The sequence below is a fragment of the Microbacterium hydrocarbonoxydans genome (assembly GCF_011752045.1).
Lineage (GTDB): Bacteria > Actinomycetota > Actinomycetes > Actinomycetales > Microbacteriaceae > Microbacterium.
In genome coordinates this window covers 316,336-329,709 of sequence record NZ_JAAKXW010000005.1, presented here as the reverse complement: position 1 = coordinate 329,709, position 13,374 = coordinate 316,336, and the positions used below count along the sequence as shown (strand labels likewise).

The following is a 13,374-nucleotide window of genomic DNA, read 5'->3' as shown; positions in this document are numbered from 1 at the left end:
TCAGGTCGCTCCGCCCTCCCGTGCGAACCAGTCGAGCACCAGCCGGATGACGTCCTCCGGCGCATCGTCGGTGATGAAGTGCGCCGCGCCGTCGACGAACGCGAGTTCGAAGCGGTCGGCGTGAGCGGCGTGGTTCCGGCAGATGTGCCGGGCGGTGGGCTCCGCGAACGGCCCGTCCTCACGGCCGAACACGACGAGAGTCGGAGGGCGCAGCCGCATCCGCCTGTAGACCCCGGCCATGAGGCGGAAGGAGACGGGGATCACCAGGCCCCGGTACAGCGCCCGCACGGCCTGCTCGACCTCGGGGCGCTGGTGCGGCCGCAGATTCGCCTCGATCACCTGCTCGGACATCGGGTGCGTCATGTACCGCGGGCTGAAGAGGTAGCGCAGCGATGTGCCGGGGCGATGCATCAGCAGCTTCGGCATGTGCTCGAAGGCCGGCATCACCTTCGGAGTGAACTCCATGAATCCCGGCGGCACCGCCAGCTGGACGATCGTGCGCACCCGCTCGGGCTGCAGGTAGGAGATCTGCATCCCGGAGATCGCGCCCATGTCGTGACAGACGAAGTGCGCCCGCGGGATGCCGAGTGCGTCGAGCACGGCGATGACGTCGTCCCGCTGCGAGTCGGGGCCGAACCGCGGGTCCGCCGCCTCCGTCCACCCGGAGCCGCGCAGATCGGGACAGATCACCCGGAACCCCTGCGCGGCGATCGCCGGCGCGATGTCGCGCCACTGCCACCAGTGCCCGGGGAAGCAGTGCAGCATCACGACGGGGTCGCCCTCACCGATGGAGGCGACGTGGGTCCGCAATCCCGGAGTCTCGACCATCGTGTGCTCGAAGCCGTCCGCCTCGGGCAGCGGAGGCGACCACTCGTGTGTGACCGACCCTTTCGCGGATGCAGGTGTGTCCATGAGCAGACCTCCAAGTCGGGTGCGTTCTCCGGGTCGACTCGGCCCTCACCGCACTCTACTACTTTCATAGTGCGTTTGTCACTAGAAATATAGTGTTCTACGCTCGACGCATGAGCAGCACCCGACGTCGAGCCCTGGATGCCGCCGTGACCCTCGTCGGCACGGAGGGCATCCGCGCGCTCACCCACGGGCGAGTGGATGCCGCGGCCGACCTGCCGCCCGGATCCACCTCGAACCACTTCCGCACCCGAGCCGCACTGCTGGCCGGCGTCATCGACTGGATCGCGGAGAGCGAGCGCGCCGAGGGCGGCCACCCCGCGGCGATCACCACCGAGCAGGGCCTCGTCGAGATGCTCACCCGGGTGATGGAGATCGAGTCCGGGCCGAGAGCGGCGCGCACCCGCGCCCGGTACGCGCTGTTCCTGGAGGCCGTCGACGACGAGGCCGTGGCGCCGCTGCGCCGCCAGCGCCGGATCTTCGAGGACTGGACGCGCTCCCTGCTCGCCACGATCGGCGGGCCCGAGGCGGCCGATCGCGCGCCCCTGCTCATGGCCGCGTGCGACGGCCTCCTGCTGCACAGGATCACGGTGGATCCGGACGCGCCGTTCGCGGCATCCGTCGCCCTCGCGGTCGCCACCGCCGTGCACGGACCCGCCGTCTGAACCGCCGTTCCGGCCGACAATCAGCCCGCGCATGGCCGGAGTCACCATAATGGGGTCATGACTGATGCGCGCATCCTGGTCGTCGACGACGAGCCGAACATCCGCGACCTGCTCTCCACGGGTCTGAGCTTCGCCGGGTTCCAGGTGAAGACCGTCGCCAACGGCGCCGCCACGATCTCCGCCGTGCTGGAGGAGGAGCCGGACCTCATCATCCTCGACGTGATGCTGCCCGACATGAACGGGTTCAGCGTGACCAAGCGCCTGCGCGGCGCCGGCTTCACCGCGCCCATCCTGTTCCTCACCGCGAAGGACGGCACGGAGGACAAGATCGAGGGCCTCAACGCCGGCGGCGACGACTACGTCACCAAGCCGTTCAGTCTCGACGAGATCGTCGCCCGCGCACAGGCCATCCTGCGCCGTACGATGCAGGCCGACGAGGAGTCCATCATCCGCGCCGGCGAGCTCTCGATGGACCAGGACACGCACGACGTCCAGGTCGGCGGCGAGTCGATCGAGCTCAGCCCGACCGAGTTCAAGCTCCTGCGCTATCTCATGCTGAACCCGAACCGGGTGCTGTCGAAGGCGCAGATCCTCGACCACGTGTGGGAGTACGACTTCAACGGCGACGCCGGCATCGTGGAGAGCTACATCTCCTACCTGCGCCGCAAGATCGACCCGCACACCGAGGAGTCCCTCATCCAGACCAAGCGCGGCTTCGGCTACATGCTGAAGGTCGGCAAGTAGCACCCGATCCCCTTCGCCGCCGACGTCACACCGGGAGGACCGCATGGCGCACAAGCCCGATGCGGTCACCCGCTGGTGGCGGGCGATCAGCCTGCGCGCCAAGGTCACCGGCGTCACCGTGGCCGTGCTCGCGCTCGGCCTGCTCGTCGCGGGACTGGGCACCGTGCCGATCCTGCGGGGCGCCCTGATCGGCAACATCGACGCGCAGCTGCCCGCGCTGGTGTCCACGGACCTCACGTCCCGCTACTTCGAGGTCTCCACGTCCGACGGCGAGACCATCTACACCCAGACGGACACGCCGCGTGACTTCTACCTGGCCGTGTACGACGCGGACGGCGTCCTGCGCGGCACGGCCGGCGGCATCTCGGGCGTCGGCACGCCGATCTTCCCGTCCAGCTACTCCCTGCAGGAGGCGCTCGCCAAGCAGGACCTCATCATCCCGCTCGACGGCACGAAGTCGACGAGCTTCCACGCCGCGGTGGCCAGCGCCCCGGGCGAGGGCGGCGTGCTGCGCGTGCAGCTCGTGGCGATGCCGCTCTCCGCGGCCGATCGGATCATCGGACAGTACTTCGGGATCTACATCACGGTCGCCCTCATCACGATCGTGATCGCCGCCCTCCTCACGCGCGGACTGGTGACGCTGACGTTCCGCCGGCTCGGCCAGGTGGAGTCCACCGCGATGGCGATCGCGGCGGGGAACTTCAGCCAGCGCCTCACCGATCTCGAGCCGACGACCGAGGTCGGCCGTCTCAACTACGCCATCAACACGATGCTCGACCGCGTGGACCACTCCCTCGCGCAGCGCGACCGCACGGTGCGGCACATGCGCCGCTTCATCGGCGACGCCAGTCACGAGCTGCGCACCCCGCTGGTGAGCGTGCGCGGGTACGCCGAGCTGTACCGGATGGGCGCCATCAAGGGCGACGAGGACACGGCCAGGGCCATGGAGCGCATCGAGAAGGAGGCGATCAGGATGGGCGTGCTCGTCGAGGATCTCCTCGCCCTCGCCCGCCTCGACGAAGAGCGGGAGCCGGAGATCGAGCCGCTGGACCTGCGCCCCATCGCGCGAGACGCGGCTCTCGATGTGCGCGCCGCCGCACCGGCCCGCACCGTCACCGTCGTCGACCGCACGGTCGACGCCCCGCTCATCGACGTGACGACCCGCAGCACCCCGGTGATCGCCTCACCCTCCCCCGCGACGCCCCGAGGCCTCTCCAGGGCGGCCCTGGCGCGTCTGCGCCGGCGGCCGCGCAGCGCTCCCGAGCAGGTGCCGGCCATCGACTTCACCGAGGCGACCGACATCCCGGTGCGGACACCGCCCATCGTCCTCGGCGAGGAGAACAAGGTCCGCCAGGTCGTGACGAACCTGCTCGGCAACGCGCGCCGCTTCTCCCCGGAGGAGAGCCCGATCGAGATCGTCGTGGACGCCGACCGCGTGCGCGGCACGGGCAGCATCGCGATCGTCGATCACGGCGAGGGCATCCCGCCGCAGATCCGGGAGCAGATCTTCGAACGCTTCTGGCGCGCCGACACCTCCCGTGCCAGGGAGACCGGCGGCTCGGGCCTCGGCCTCGCCATCGTCGCGTCGATCGTGAAGGCGCTGCACGGCAGCGTCACGGTCACCGAGACGCCCGGCGGCGGCGCCACCTTCACGGTGACGTTCCCCCTCGCGCCGTCGCGCGCCACGCCGTCGCACCTCCTCGAGGACACCCAGCCGCTGGACCCCCTGGAGATCTGAGCGGCTCCTCCTGCACCGGCATCCGGCGACGACCGTTGTCCACAGGGCGCGACGATCGCTCGCCGCGAGGCGGATGCCGTCACCGGCGCGGACCTATCGTCGGAACCCCATCGAGAGGAGTTCCCATGTCCGTCTTCACCGTCGACACCGAGGCCGTCACCGCGGCGCACGGCGCCGCCCGCGCCACCATGGAGCGTCTGCGGACAGAGTCCGCGACCCTGATGTCGCAGCTGACCCAGCTGCAGTCGTCCTGGGTCGGCACCGCGTCCGACGCGTTCCAGGGCTGCGCGGAGCAGTGGCGCGGCGCGGCCCTGCACGTCGAGCAGACGCTCGAGTCGATCGGCAGCTCGCTCGGCGCGGCCGCGACGCAGTATGCGGATGCCGACCGGTACTCCGCCAGCCTGTTCCGCTGACCTCCGCCTGCCCTTCGACGAGCTCAGGGACGCACGCAGAAGCGCCCCGGCCGCAAGGGCCGGGGCGCTTCTGTCAGTGCGCTGAGGTGATCGTCAGCGGCCGGGACTCAGAAGTCCATGCCACCCGACGGGTCGCCCATCGGAGCGGCGGCCTTCTCGGGCTTGTCCGCGACGACGGCCTCCGTGGTGAGGAACAGACCGGCGATGGAGGCCGCGTTCTGCAGAGCGGAACGGGTCACCTTCGCGGGGTCGATGATGCCGGCGGCGAACATGTCGACGTACTCGCCGGTGGCCGCGTTGAGGCCCTGGCCCGCGGGGAGCTCGGAGACCTTGTTCGCGACGACACCCGGCTCGAGACCGGCGTTGAGGGCGATCTGCTTCAGCGGAGCCTCGATCGCGACGCGGACGATGTTCGCACCGGTCGCCTCGTCGCCCGAGAGCGAGAGGGCGTCGAGAGCCTTGGTGCCCGACTGGATGAGCGCGACGCCACCACCGGGGACGATGCCCTCCTCGACGGCCGCCTTCGCGTTGCGGACGGCGTCCTCGATGCGGTGCTTGCGCTCCTTGAGCTCGACCTCGGTGGCCGCGCCCGCCTTGATGACGGCGACACCGCCGGCGAGCTTGGCGAGGCGCTCCTGGAGCTTCTCGCGGTCGTAGTCGCTGTCGGTGTTCTCGATCTCGCGGCGGATCTGGGTCACGCGGCCCTCGATCTGCTCCGCCTCACCGGCACCCTCGACGATCGTGGTCTCGTCCTTGGTGACGATGACCTTGCGTGCGCGACCGAGCAGGTCGAGCGTGGCGTTCTCCAGCTTGAGGCCGACCTCTTCGGTGATGACCTGGCCGCCGGTGAGGATCGCGATGTCCTGCAGCTGAGCCTTGCGGCGGTCGCCGAAGCCGGGAGCCTTGACGGCGACCGACTTGAAGATGCCCTTGAGCTTGTTCAGCACGAGGGTCGCGAGAGCCTCGCCCTCGACGTCCTCGGCGATGATGACGAGCTCCTTGCCGTCCTGGATCACCTTGTCGACGATGGGCAGGAGGTCCTTGATGTTCGAGACCTTCTGGTTGGCGATGAGGATGTACGGGTCCTCGAAGACGGCCTCCTGGCGCTCCGGGTCCGTGACGAAGTACGGGTTCAGGTAGCCCTTGTCGAAGCGCATGCCCTCGGTGAGCTCGAGCTCGGTGCCGAAGGTCTGCGACTCCTCGACGGTGACCACGCCCTCCTTGCCGACCTTGTCGATCGCCTCGGCGATGAGCTCGCCGATCGCGGTGTCAGCGGCCGAGATGGACGCGGTGGCCGCGATCTGCTCCTTGGAGTCGATCTCCTTGGCGCTGGCGAGCAGCTCCTCGGTGATCGCCGCGACGGCCTTCTCGATGCCGCGCTTGAGGGAGATGGGGTCGGCGCCGGCCGCGACGTTGCGCAGACCCTCGCGGACCAGGGCCTGGGCGAGGACCGTGGCGGTGGTGGTGCCGTCACCGGCGACGTCATCGGTCTTCTTGGCGACCTCCTTGACGAGCTCCGCGCCGATCTTCTCGTACGGGTCGTCCAGCTCGATCTCCTTGGCGATGGACACACCGTCGTTCGTGATCGTGGGGGCGCCCCACTTCTTCTCGAGCACGACGTTGCGACCGCGCGGGCCGAGCGTCACCTTGACGGCGTCGGCGAGGATGTTGAGGCCGCGCTCGAGGCCGCGGCGGGCCTCCTCATCGAAAGCGATGATCTTTGCCATGAGTTTTGTCGTCCCTCCTGGACGTAGACGTTGGGTTTAGCACTCAGAGTGAGAGAGTGCTAACGCCATTCTGGCACTCGACCCCATCGAGTGCAAGCCGCGGAGGCGGCGGTCAGGATGCGGGGGTCTCTTCGGACTCGGCCGGGGCCGTGCTCGCGCTGTCGGTGCCGATGACGACGGTGAGCTGCTTGCCGTCCGTGGTGTTCAGGTCGGCATAGGCGTCGCTCTGCCTGACCTCCGCTCCGCCGAGCAGATCGGCGAGCCCGATCGCGGCGAGCTCGTCCTCCTCCGCGACGTAGAACACGGTCGTCGTGGCGAAGTCCTGACTGCTGCTGTCGCTCGCATAGACGGTCTCGGGCACCCAGCCCGCGGTGATCAGCTGCTCCCGGAACTGCTCGTCGAGCCCCTCCTCGGCCGTGGCGTTGAGGATCATCACCGAGTACGCGGTGTCGACGACGCCGGTCTGCTCGGGGGCGGGCGCCGCCGTGGGCACCGCCTCGGGGAAGAGCGTGATCCGCCCCATCACGACGAGCGAGCCGAAGATGCCGCCGATGATGAGCACCAGCGCGGCCACGAAGGACCACAGCAGCACCACCCAGCCGTTCATCCCCGGGGCCTCGGCACGGTGCGCCCCGACACGGCCTGAAGAACGGGGGACGTCGTCGAATCGGTCGCGAGTGGGCTTTGACACCCCTCGATGCTACTGGCAGCCGCCTGTGTACCCGCACGGCGCCCGCATCCCGCGCGCCGCCTCCGGATTCAGCCGACGAAGCCGGGCGTCCGTGCGGCGCGCTTGCGAGCCCTGCCGTCCCGGAGCCGACGGAGCCTTCCGACGAGCAGGGGGTCGTACTCGAGGGCGACGTCCGAGTCGATGAGGCGGCCGAGGAGCTGGTAGTAGCGTGCCGAGCTCATGCCCAGCTGGGCGCGGATGACCTCCTCCTTCGCGCCGCCGTGCCGCGGCCACGCGGTCTCCAGCGCGAGGATCGCGCGATCGCGCTCGGTGAGCTCTCCCAGCATGGCTTCAGGCTAAGCGCTCGAGGCTCCGGAGCCGGCGCGCCACTCCCACCAGCGCCCGAGCGGATCGGCTGCGGCCCGTACCTCGCCGTCCAGCGCCACGACGAAGCCGGGCCACCGCTCGGCGTCGACCGGAGGCCGCCAGACGTCGAGCAGACCGGGAGGGTCGATGGTGATCCAGCGCGCCGGCAGCGAGCGGATGCGCTCCACCAGCCGCTCCCGCGCCGGGCGCGGAATGTGCACGAGCACCCCGGGTGTGGTGATGACGAGCGTGGCGCCCGCGGGCGCCGCGGCGGCGAGCGCGTCGAGCCGGTCGACGGCGTCTCCGGCGATGAGGAGCGGCGGAGCGGATGCCGCGATGTCGAGAGCCGCGGCCACGCGCTGCTCGCGCCCCTCCTCCCCCGGCCACACCAGTCCCTGCAGCCAGCGGCGGTCCCGCTCCTCACGCGCGTCCAGCGGGGCGAGGTCGATGCCGGCACGCCAGACCACCTCGGGCATCCGCAGCGGCGGCAGCTCTCCCTCGACCCGGCTGACCAGCGTCACCAGGGAGGGGCCGTCATCCGGATCGAGAGCCGCCCGCGTCTCGCCATCCTGGCCGACGAAGCGGTACGAGTACCGGTCCGGGTAGAGGCAGAGCCCTGCGGACGCACCGATCTCGAGCAGCGCGAGCGGTCCATCGATCTCCCCGAGCAGCGGCAGCAGCGGTGCGAGCCGGAGCGGCTCGTTGGTCTGCAGGCCCCGCGCGGCGCTCTCCGCGACGACATCGTCGGCATGCGCGAGCACGAACGCCCGCCAGCCGTCGTACCCGGAGAGATCCGCCCCGAGCATCCGCGTGACGGCGAAGACGAGCGGCGGCTGGCGGCGGTTCTCGGGGATCCTGGCGAGCACCTCCTGCACGACGGCGTCCTGTGCGACGCCGGAGGCCCACTCGGCGTACAGGTCGCTGCGGCCGGGCGCCTCCTCCGCGGCGAAGCGCGCGTAGCGCCGCTGAACGGCATCCGTCGTCATCCTCCCATTCTGACGCGACCGTGCCGTGACGCGCCGGACGCGAGAGAATGGGGGCATGGCGTACAACGTGGAGAAGACCGAAGAGGAATGGCGCAGCGAGCTCGGCGACGAGCAGTATGCGGTGCTGCGGCAGGCGGCGACCGAGCGCGCCTGGACCGGCGAGCTGCTCGACGAGAAGCGCGCGGGACTCTACACGTGCGGGGCGTGCGGCGCGGAGCTGTTCCAGAGCGGCACCAAGTTCGACTCCGGCTGCGGCTGGCCGAGCTTCTACGAGTCGGTCCGTCCCGATGCGGTCGAGCTGATCGAGGACACGAGCCTGGGCATGGTGCGCACCGAGGTCCGCTGCGCGAACTGCGGGTCGCATCTCGGCCATGTGTTCCCCGACGGGTTCGGCACGCCGACCGGCGACCGCTACTGCATGAACTCGATCGCCCTGAACTTCACCCCCGACGCGTCGTGAACGCCCTCGAGGCCGTCCGCGCGCGGCAGTCCTGGTCGAAGGTGACCGAGGAGGCGCCGTCCCGCGAGGAGCTGCTTCACCTGGTCGCCGCCGCCGGTCGCGTCGCGGATCACTCCTCGCTGCAGCCCTGGCGCCTGATCGAGCTGCGCGGCGCCGACCGGGAGGTCCTGGGAGCGGCGATCGCGAAGGCGCAGGGAGACGACTCGCCCTCCGCCAAGCCGCTGCGGGCCCCGCTGCTGATCGCCGTCGTGGCCAGCTACCGCAAGAGCGACAAGGTGCCGCGCTGGGAGCAGGAGGCCGTCGCCTCCGGCGTCGCGCACGTTCTGAGCCTCCTGCTGGACGAGGCCGGCTGGGGCGTGATCTGGCGCACCGGCCACTACACGCGCGCGAAGGCGGTGGCCAAGGCGCACGGGCTCGGCAGGAACGAGGAGCTCCTGGGCTGGCTCTACGTCGGCGGCAAGCCGGCCGGGAAGAAGCCGGGGCGGCGCAAGCCCGTGGATGCCCGCAAGCTCGTCACGCGGATGCCGAAGAAGGCGAAGAAGAAGTAAGCCGTCAGCGTCGCCGCCGGCGCGGCACGGCGACGACGACGGACGCCACGGCGATGATGACCATCGCGATGATCTGCCAGAGCGCCGGACCGGACGCGGCCGGCCAGATCAGATCGATGACGACGGATGCCGTCAGCTGACCGAGCACCGAGCCGAGCCCCATCAGCAGCACACCGGTGTGCGCGACGATGAACGCGCCCAGCAGGATGTAGGCGAAGCCCAGCAGTCCGCCGAGGTACAGCCACGGCTCGGCCGGTGGCGCCTGCGGCAGGCCGCGGAAGAGGATGCTGACGCCCGCGGCGAGGGAGAGCATGACCACGCCCCCGGCGAAGCTCATGAACGTCGCGGTGATCGGCGACTGCACGCGCTGCGCGAGCCGTCCGTTGGCGGCCGCCTGCCAGGCGATGCCCACGCCGGTCGCGAAGGGCAGCAGCAGCATCCACAGGGGCGCCGTGGCGAGCACCTCCCCGCTCAGCGACACGGCGACGGCGGCGAGGGCGAACACGCCGCCGAGCACGCGACCGCCGGTGACCGCGACCACTCCGGCGGGGCCGATGCCGATCCGGTCGAGAACGAGGCCCTGCAGGGTCTGCCCTGCGACGACCCCGACGGTGAACAGGGAGACGCCGAGGAATCCGGCGGTGATGCCCTGGGTGGAGACGGTGAGGGCGCCGCAGACGCCGCCGAGGAGCATCCAGAACGGGATCGTGCGGCTGCGGATGCCGCGCCACAGCCGGGACGCGCCGCGGCGCGCCGACGGGATGCACGGGATGACCACGACGAGCACGAGCAGGCCGACCGAGAACGAGATGAGGCCGGCGACGATGCCGTTGTCGACCTTCACCCCGAGAACACCGTTGACGCGGGCCTGGATCGCCGTCATCACGCCGATCGCGACCGCTCCTCCGAGCGCCACCGGCGCGGGGAGTCTGCGGGTCTCGGTCACCTGTCGACCCTACCCGAGCTCCCGGGAGGCCGAGCGCGGAGGCGGCCTGCCGCGATGTCGGAGGCCGGGACTACCCTGGCGGCATGTGCGCGAGCTATGGCCTTGACCCCCGGTTCACCGACACCGAGCTGCTGGAGGCGGCAGACGAGGCCGTCCTGGAGGGGCTGCGCGCGTGGGCGGTGGAGAACGCCGGCGAGACGGTGCGCCCGACCGGGAAGAACCTCCGCAACCTGAACCCGATCGTGGTGCAGCACGATGCGGCGCCCGCCGTCGAGACCGGATGGTGGGGGTTCCTCGTGGGCGGCGAGCCGTCGAAGTTCCCCTCCATCAACACCCGCTCCGAGCGCCTGCAGGAGCGTCCAGGCGGGTTGAAGGGCCGCGCGCTGGTGCCGGCGACGAGCTGGTTCGAGATGCAGAAGCCGGAGCGGAAGTGGAACGAGTTCCTCATCGGCGACGGCACCCTGTTCGGCATGGCCGCGGTGACGCAGCGCGGCCGCACCGCCGACGGCGAGTGGTACACCTGCTACTCGATCGTGATGCGCCCGGCCCCGTCGCACCTGGTCTCGCTGCACGACCGGATGCCGCTGCTGATCCCCGCCTCGCTCAGCCACGACTGGCTCACGGCCGAGCCGACGCGGGAGATCATCGACGAGGCGATCGTCGCGTCCGACGAGCTCGCGGAGCGCGTGCGGGCACGGCCCAGGGCCTGACCGGCATCCGCATCCGCTGAAGAGCCGACTACGGGACTCGAACCCGTAACCCCCGTATTACAAGTACGGTGCGCTACCAATTGCGCCAAGTCGGCGGATGCCACCAGCTTAGCGATGGCGGCGTACCGCTTCGAACTACGGCGTGGTCGTCGGCGTCGGCGTGGGCGTCGCGGTCTCGGCCTGGTAGGCCTCGTTCGAGATGCCGAGGACGAAGGTCGAGAACTCCGACGGGTCGTCCAGTGCGCCGACATAGGCCACGCCGTTGACGACGATCATCGGCGCGGAGGTGAGCACGAGGTCATCCGAGCCGACCAGCGGGCCCTCCAGGGCGCGGGTCGTCGCGTCCTTCGCCCAGTCGACGAAGTCCTGGTCCTCGATGCACGAGCGGATGCTCTTCGCGTGGTCGACGCCCACGGCGCCGGCGATGTCGGCGAGCTCCACGTCGGTGAACCCGTCGGTGTTGACCTCGGGCTGGTCGTCGAGCAGGTCGTGGTTGAAGGCGTAGAACTGCTCAGGCGAGTAGGTCGCGACGCAGGCGGCGGCGGCCGCCGCGCGGAGCGAGTACTTGGTGCCGTTCGAGCTCGCGGTGAGCAGAGCCACCGGGTGGTAGGTGACCGTGGCGGCGCCGCTGGTGATCCACGTCCCGAGCGTGGCCGAGTTGGCCCGCTCGAACTCTCCGGCATCCGGGGAGAGGTAGTCGACGTACACGTGGATGTCGACGCTCTCGGCCGAGGAGGGCTCGGGGGTCGGCGTCGCGGTCGCGCCTGCCTCGCTGGGTGTGGGCGTCGGCGTCGCGAGCGTCTCCTCCCCGGCGGCCGAGGCGTTGATGTCGGTGATGAGGATGCCGTCGTCATCCATGCCGGCCGGAGTCAGCTGGGGCTTGGACACCTGAGCGGAGACGGCGAGCGTCACGGCGGTGCCGATCGCCCCGACGGCCACGACGGCGATCGCGCCGATGATGATCCGTCGCATCAGGCGAGCCCTGGACTGCTGGGCATGCACCTGCTGTGCCTTCTCCCGCACGGCCTCGCGCGTGTTGCGAGTGGTGGGGACGTTCGGCGTTTCGTCGCTCGACATCGTTCCTCTTGACAGTCTCGTGGGGGTAGGGTTCCCCGACCGTCGCGCTGCGACGATCGCCGCGATGCGCGGCCGAGATCGATGTTAACCAGCGAGGCTGAGAAATACCCAGGTGCCGGTCTTTCTGTCATACTGATCCCGACCCAAGGACGGGTCACGGCGGTTCACCCCGCCGCTCTATCACTACGGATCGTCCGGCACGTACCTGCCGGTGAAGGAGAAATTGCAATGGCATCTGTGACTTTCGACGAAGCCACCCGCCTCTACCCCGGTGGAACCCGCCCGGCGGTCGACAAGCTCAACCTCGAGGTGGGAGACGGCGAGTTCCTCGTCCTGGTCGGCCCCTCCGGTTGCGGTAAGTCCACCTCCCTCCGCATGCTCGCAGGCCTCGAAGAGGTCAATGCCGGCCGCATCCTCATCGGCGACCGCGACGTCACCGACGTGCCGCCGAAGGACCGCGACATCGCGATGGTGTTCCAGAACTACGCGCTGTACCCGCACATGACGGTCGCCGAGAACATGGGCTTCGCGCTCAAGATCGCCGGCGTCGGCAAGGAGGAGCGGGCCTCCCGCGTCCTCGAGGCCGCCAAGCTACTCGACCTCGAGCAGTACCTCACCCGCAAGCCGAAGGCGCTCTCCGGCGGTCAGCGTCAGCGCGTCGCGATGGGCCGCGCGATCGTTCGTCAGCCGCAGGTGTTCCTCATGGACGAGCCGCTGTCGAACCTCGACGCCAAGCTCCGCGTCCAGACCCGCACCCAGATCGCGTCGCTGCAGCGTCGTCTCGGCGTCACCACGGTCTACGTCACCCACGACCAGACCGAGGCCCTCACCATGGGTGACCGCATCGCGGTCCTCAAGGACGGCCTCCTGCAGCAGGTCGGCTCCCCGCGCGACCTGTACGAGAAGCCGAACAACGTGTTCGTCGCCGGCTTCATCGGCTCGCCGGCCATGAACCTGTTCGCGGCGGACCTCGCCGAGGGCGGTGTCAAGTTCGGCACCGAGGTCGTCGGCCTCGACCGCGACACCGTGGGCCGTGCGCACGGCTCGCAGGTCACCGTGGGCGTGCGCCCGGAGGACATCACCGTCGGCCCCGCCGACGGCAAGGGCCTCTCGGTCGTCGTCGACCTGGTCGAGGAGCTCGGCGCCGACGGCTACCTGTACGGTCACACCGAGATCAACGGCAAGCGCACCGACCTGGTCGCGCGCGTCGACGGTCGCAACCACCCGCACGCGGGCGAGACCGTCACCCTGGCCGCCAACGCCGGCCACGTGCACGCGTTCGACATCGAGACGGGCGACCGCCTGAACGACAAGCCGGTCGTCTCCGCCTGATCGGAATCACGGAAGCGGCGCGGGCAGACTTCGGTCTCCCGCGCCGCTTCTGCTTCTGCTGACGAACAACCCTCTGGAGAGCA

15 protein-coding genes and 1 tRNA gene are annotated in these 13,374 nt (G+C 70.1%); 8 read left to right on the top strand and 8 right to left on the bottom strand.

Annotation, left to right across the window (positions count from 1 at the left end; genetic code table 11):
- Positions 1 to 912: an alpha/beta fold hydrolase gene (locus tag G6G98_RS15530; protein ID WP_164234438.1), complete on the bottom strand. Its 912-nt coding sequence runs from the start codon at positions 910 to 912 to the stop codon at positions 1 to 3.
- A gap of 110 nt (positions 913 to 1,022) precedes the next feature.
- Between G6G98_RS15530 and G6G98_RS15525 the strand changes: the two genes are divergently transcribed.
- The 4 genes from G6G98_RS15525 to G6G98_RS15510 all read left to right on the top strand — a co-directional run bounded on the left by G6G98_RS15525 (position 1,023) and on the right by G6G98_RS15510 (position 4,469).
- Positions 1,023 to 1,574, top strand: coding sequence for a TetR/AcrR family transcriptional regulator (locus G6G98_RS15525; protein WP_067354758.1), 552 nt, complete (start codon positions 1,023 to 1,025; stop codon positions 1,572 to 1,574).
- Between the two features lie 57 nt (positions 1,575 to 1,631).
- Entirely contained in the window at positions 1,632 to 2,318 is a 687-nt protein-coding gene (locus G6G98_RS15520) for a response regulator transcription factor (protein WP_067354751.1), read from the top strand.
- A gap of 43 nt (positions 2,319 to 2,361) precedes the next feature.
- A complete protein-coding gene (locus G6G98_RS15515) occupies positions 2,362 to 4,056 on the top strand; it encodes a sensor histidine kinase (protein WP_067354749.1) in 1,695 nt (564 codons plus the stop codon).
- Between the two features lie 125 nt (positions 4,057 to 4,181).
- On the top strand, positions 4,182 to 4,469 hold the full coding sequence (locus G6G98_RS15510; protein ID WP_067354748.1) for a WXG100 family type VII secretion target: 288 nt from the start codon (positions 4,182 to 4,184) through the stop codon (positions 4,467 to 4,469).
- Between the two features lie 107 nt (positions 4,470 to 4,576).
- On the opposite strand, the gene groL is transcribed toward G6G98_RS15510, so the two are convergent.
- The 4 genes from groL to G6G98_RS15490 form a co-directional block, all read right to left on the bottom strand.
- On the bottom strand, positions 4,577 to 6,196 hold the full coding sequence (gene groL / locus G6G98_RS15505) for a chaperonin GroEL (protein ID WP_067354745.1): 1,620 nt from the start codon (positions 6,194 to 6,196) through the stop codon (positions 4,577 to 4,579).
- Between the two features lie 112 nt (positions 6,197 to 6,308).
- The gene (locus tag G6G98_RS15500) at positions 6,309 to 6,887 is read right to left on the bottom strand and encodes a LytR C-terminal domain-containing protein (protein WP_347877970.1); all 579 of its coding nucleotides are present in this window, start codon (positions 6,885 to 6,887) and stop codon (positions 6,309 to 6,311) included.
- A gap of 68 nt (positions 6,888 to 6,955) precedes the next feature.
- Positions 6,956 to 7,213: a DUF3263 domain-containing protein gene (locus G6G98_RS15495; RefSeq protein ID WP_164234437.1), complete on the bottom strand. Its 258-nt coding sequence runs from the start codon at positions 7,211 to 7,213 to the stop codon at positions 6,956 to 6,958.
- Positions 7,214 to 7,222: 9 nt separating this feature from the next.
- Positions 7,223 to 8,218 carry a DUF2332 domain-containing protein gene (locus tag G6G98_RS15490; protein ID WP_067354737.1) on the bottom strand — a complete coding sequence of 332 codons (996 nt, stop codon included), beginning with the start codon at positions 8,216 to 8,218 and terminating at the stop codon, positions 7,223 to 7,225.
- Between the two features lie 55 nt (positions 8,219 to 8,273).
- Here G6G98_RS15490 and msrB point away from each other — a divergent pair, with 55 nt between their 5' ends.
- Both msrB and G6G98_RS15480 read left to right on the top strand, forming a co-directional pair.
- Positions 8,274 to 8,678, top strand: a complete 405-nt coding sequence (gene msrB / locus G6G98_RS15485) for a peptide-methionine (R)-S-oxide reductase MsrB (protein ID WP_067354735.1) — start codon at positions 8,274 to 8,276, stop codon at positions 8,676 to 8,678.
- A complete protein-coding gene (locus tag G6G98_RS15480) occupies positions 8,675 to 9,226 on the top strand; it encodes a nitroreductase family protein (RefSeq protein ID WP_067354732.1) in 552 nt (183 codons plus the stop codon). The genes msrB and G6G98_RS15480 overlap by 4 nt, the downstream gene beginning before the upstream one ends.
- 4 nt (positions 9,227 to 9,230) lie before the next feature.
- On the opposite strand, the gene G6G98_RS15475 is transcribed toward G6G98_RS15480, so the two are convergent.
- Positions 9,231 to 10,142: a DMT family transporter gene (locus G6G98_RS15475; RefSeq protein WP_164234529.1), complete on the bottom strand. Its 912-nt coding sequence runs from the start codon at positions 10,140 to 10,142 to the stop codon at positions 9,231 to 9,233.
- A 113-nt stretch (positions 10,143 to 10,255) separates the two neighbouring features.
- Here G6G98_RS15475 and G6G98_RS15470 point away from each other — a divergent pair, with 113 nt between their 5' ends.
- Positions 10,256 to 10,882 carry an SOS response-associated peptidase family protein gene (locus G6G98_RS15470; RefSeq protein ID WP_164234436.1) on the top strand — a complete coding sequence of 209 codons (627 nt, stop codon included), beginning with the start codon at positions 10,256 to 10,258 and terminating at the stop codon, positions 10,880 to 10,882.
- A gap of 22 nt (positions 10,883 to 10,904) precedes the next feature.
- Here G6G98_RS15470 and G6G98_RS15465 read toward each other — a convergent pair.
- Together G6G98_RS15465 and G6G98_RS15460 are read right to left on the bottom strand one after the other, a co-directional pair.
- Positions 10,905 to 10,977, bottom strand: a tRNA-Thr gene (locus tag G6G98_RS15465).
- 40 nt (positions 10,978 to 11,017) lie between these two features.
- Positions 11,018 to 11,959 (bottom strand): DsbA family protein, encoded by a 942-nt coding sequence (locus G6G98_RS15460; RefSeq protein ID WP_067354718.1) that lies wholly within the window; start codon positions 11,957 to 11,959, stop codon positions 11,018 to 11,020.
- Positions 11,960 to 12,187: 228 nt separating this feature from the next.
- On the opposite strand from G6G98_RS15460, the gene G6G98_RS15455 reads away from it, so the two are divergent.
- Complete coding sequence (locus tag G6G98_RS15455; RefSeq protein ID WP_067354717.1) at positions 12,188 to 13,291, top strand: ABC transporter ATP-binding protein; 1,104 nt, start codon at positions 12,188 to 12,190, stop codon at positions 13,289 to 13,291.
- The last annotated feature ends 83 nt before the right edge of the window (positions 13,292 to 13,374 follow it).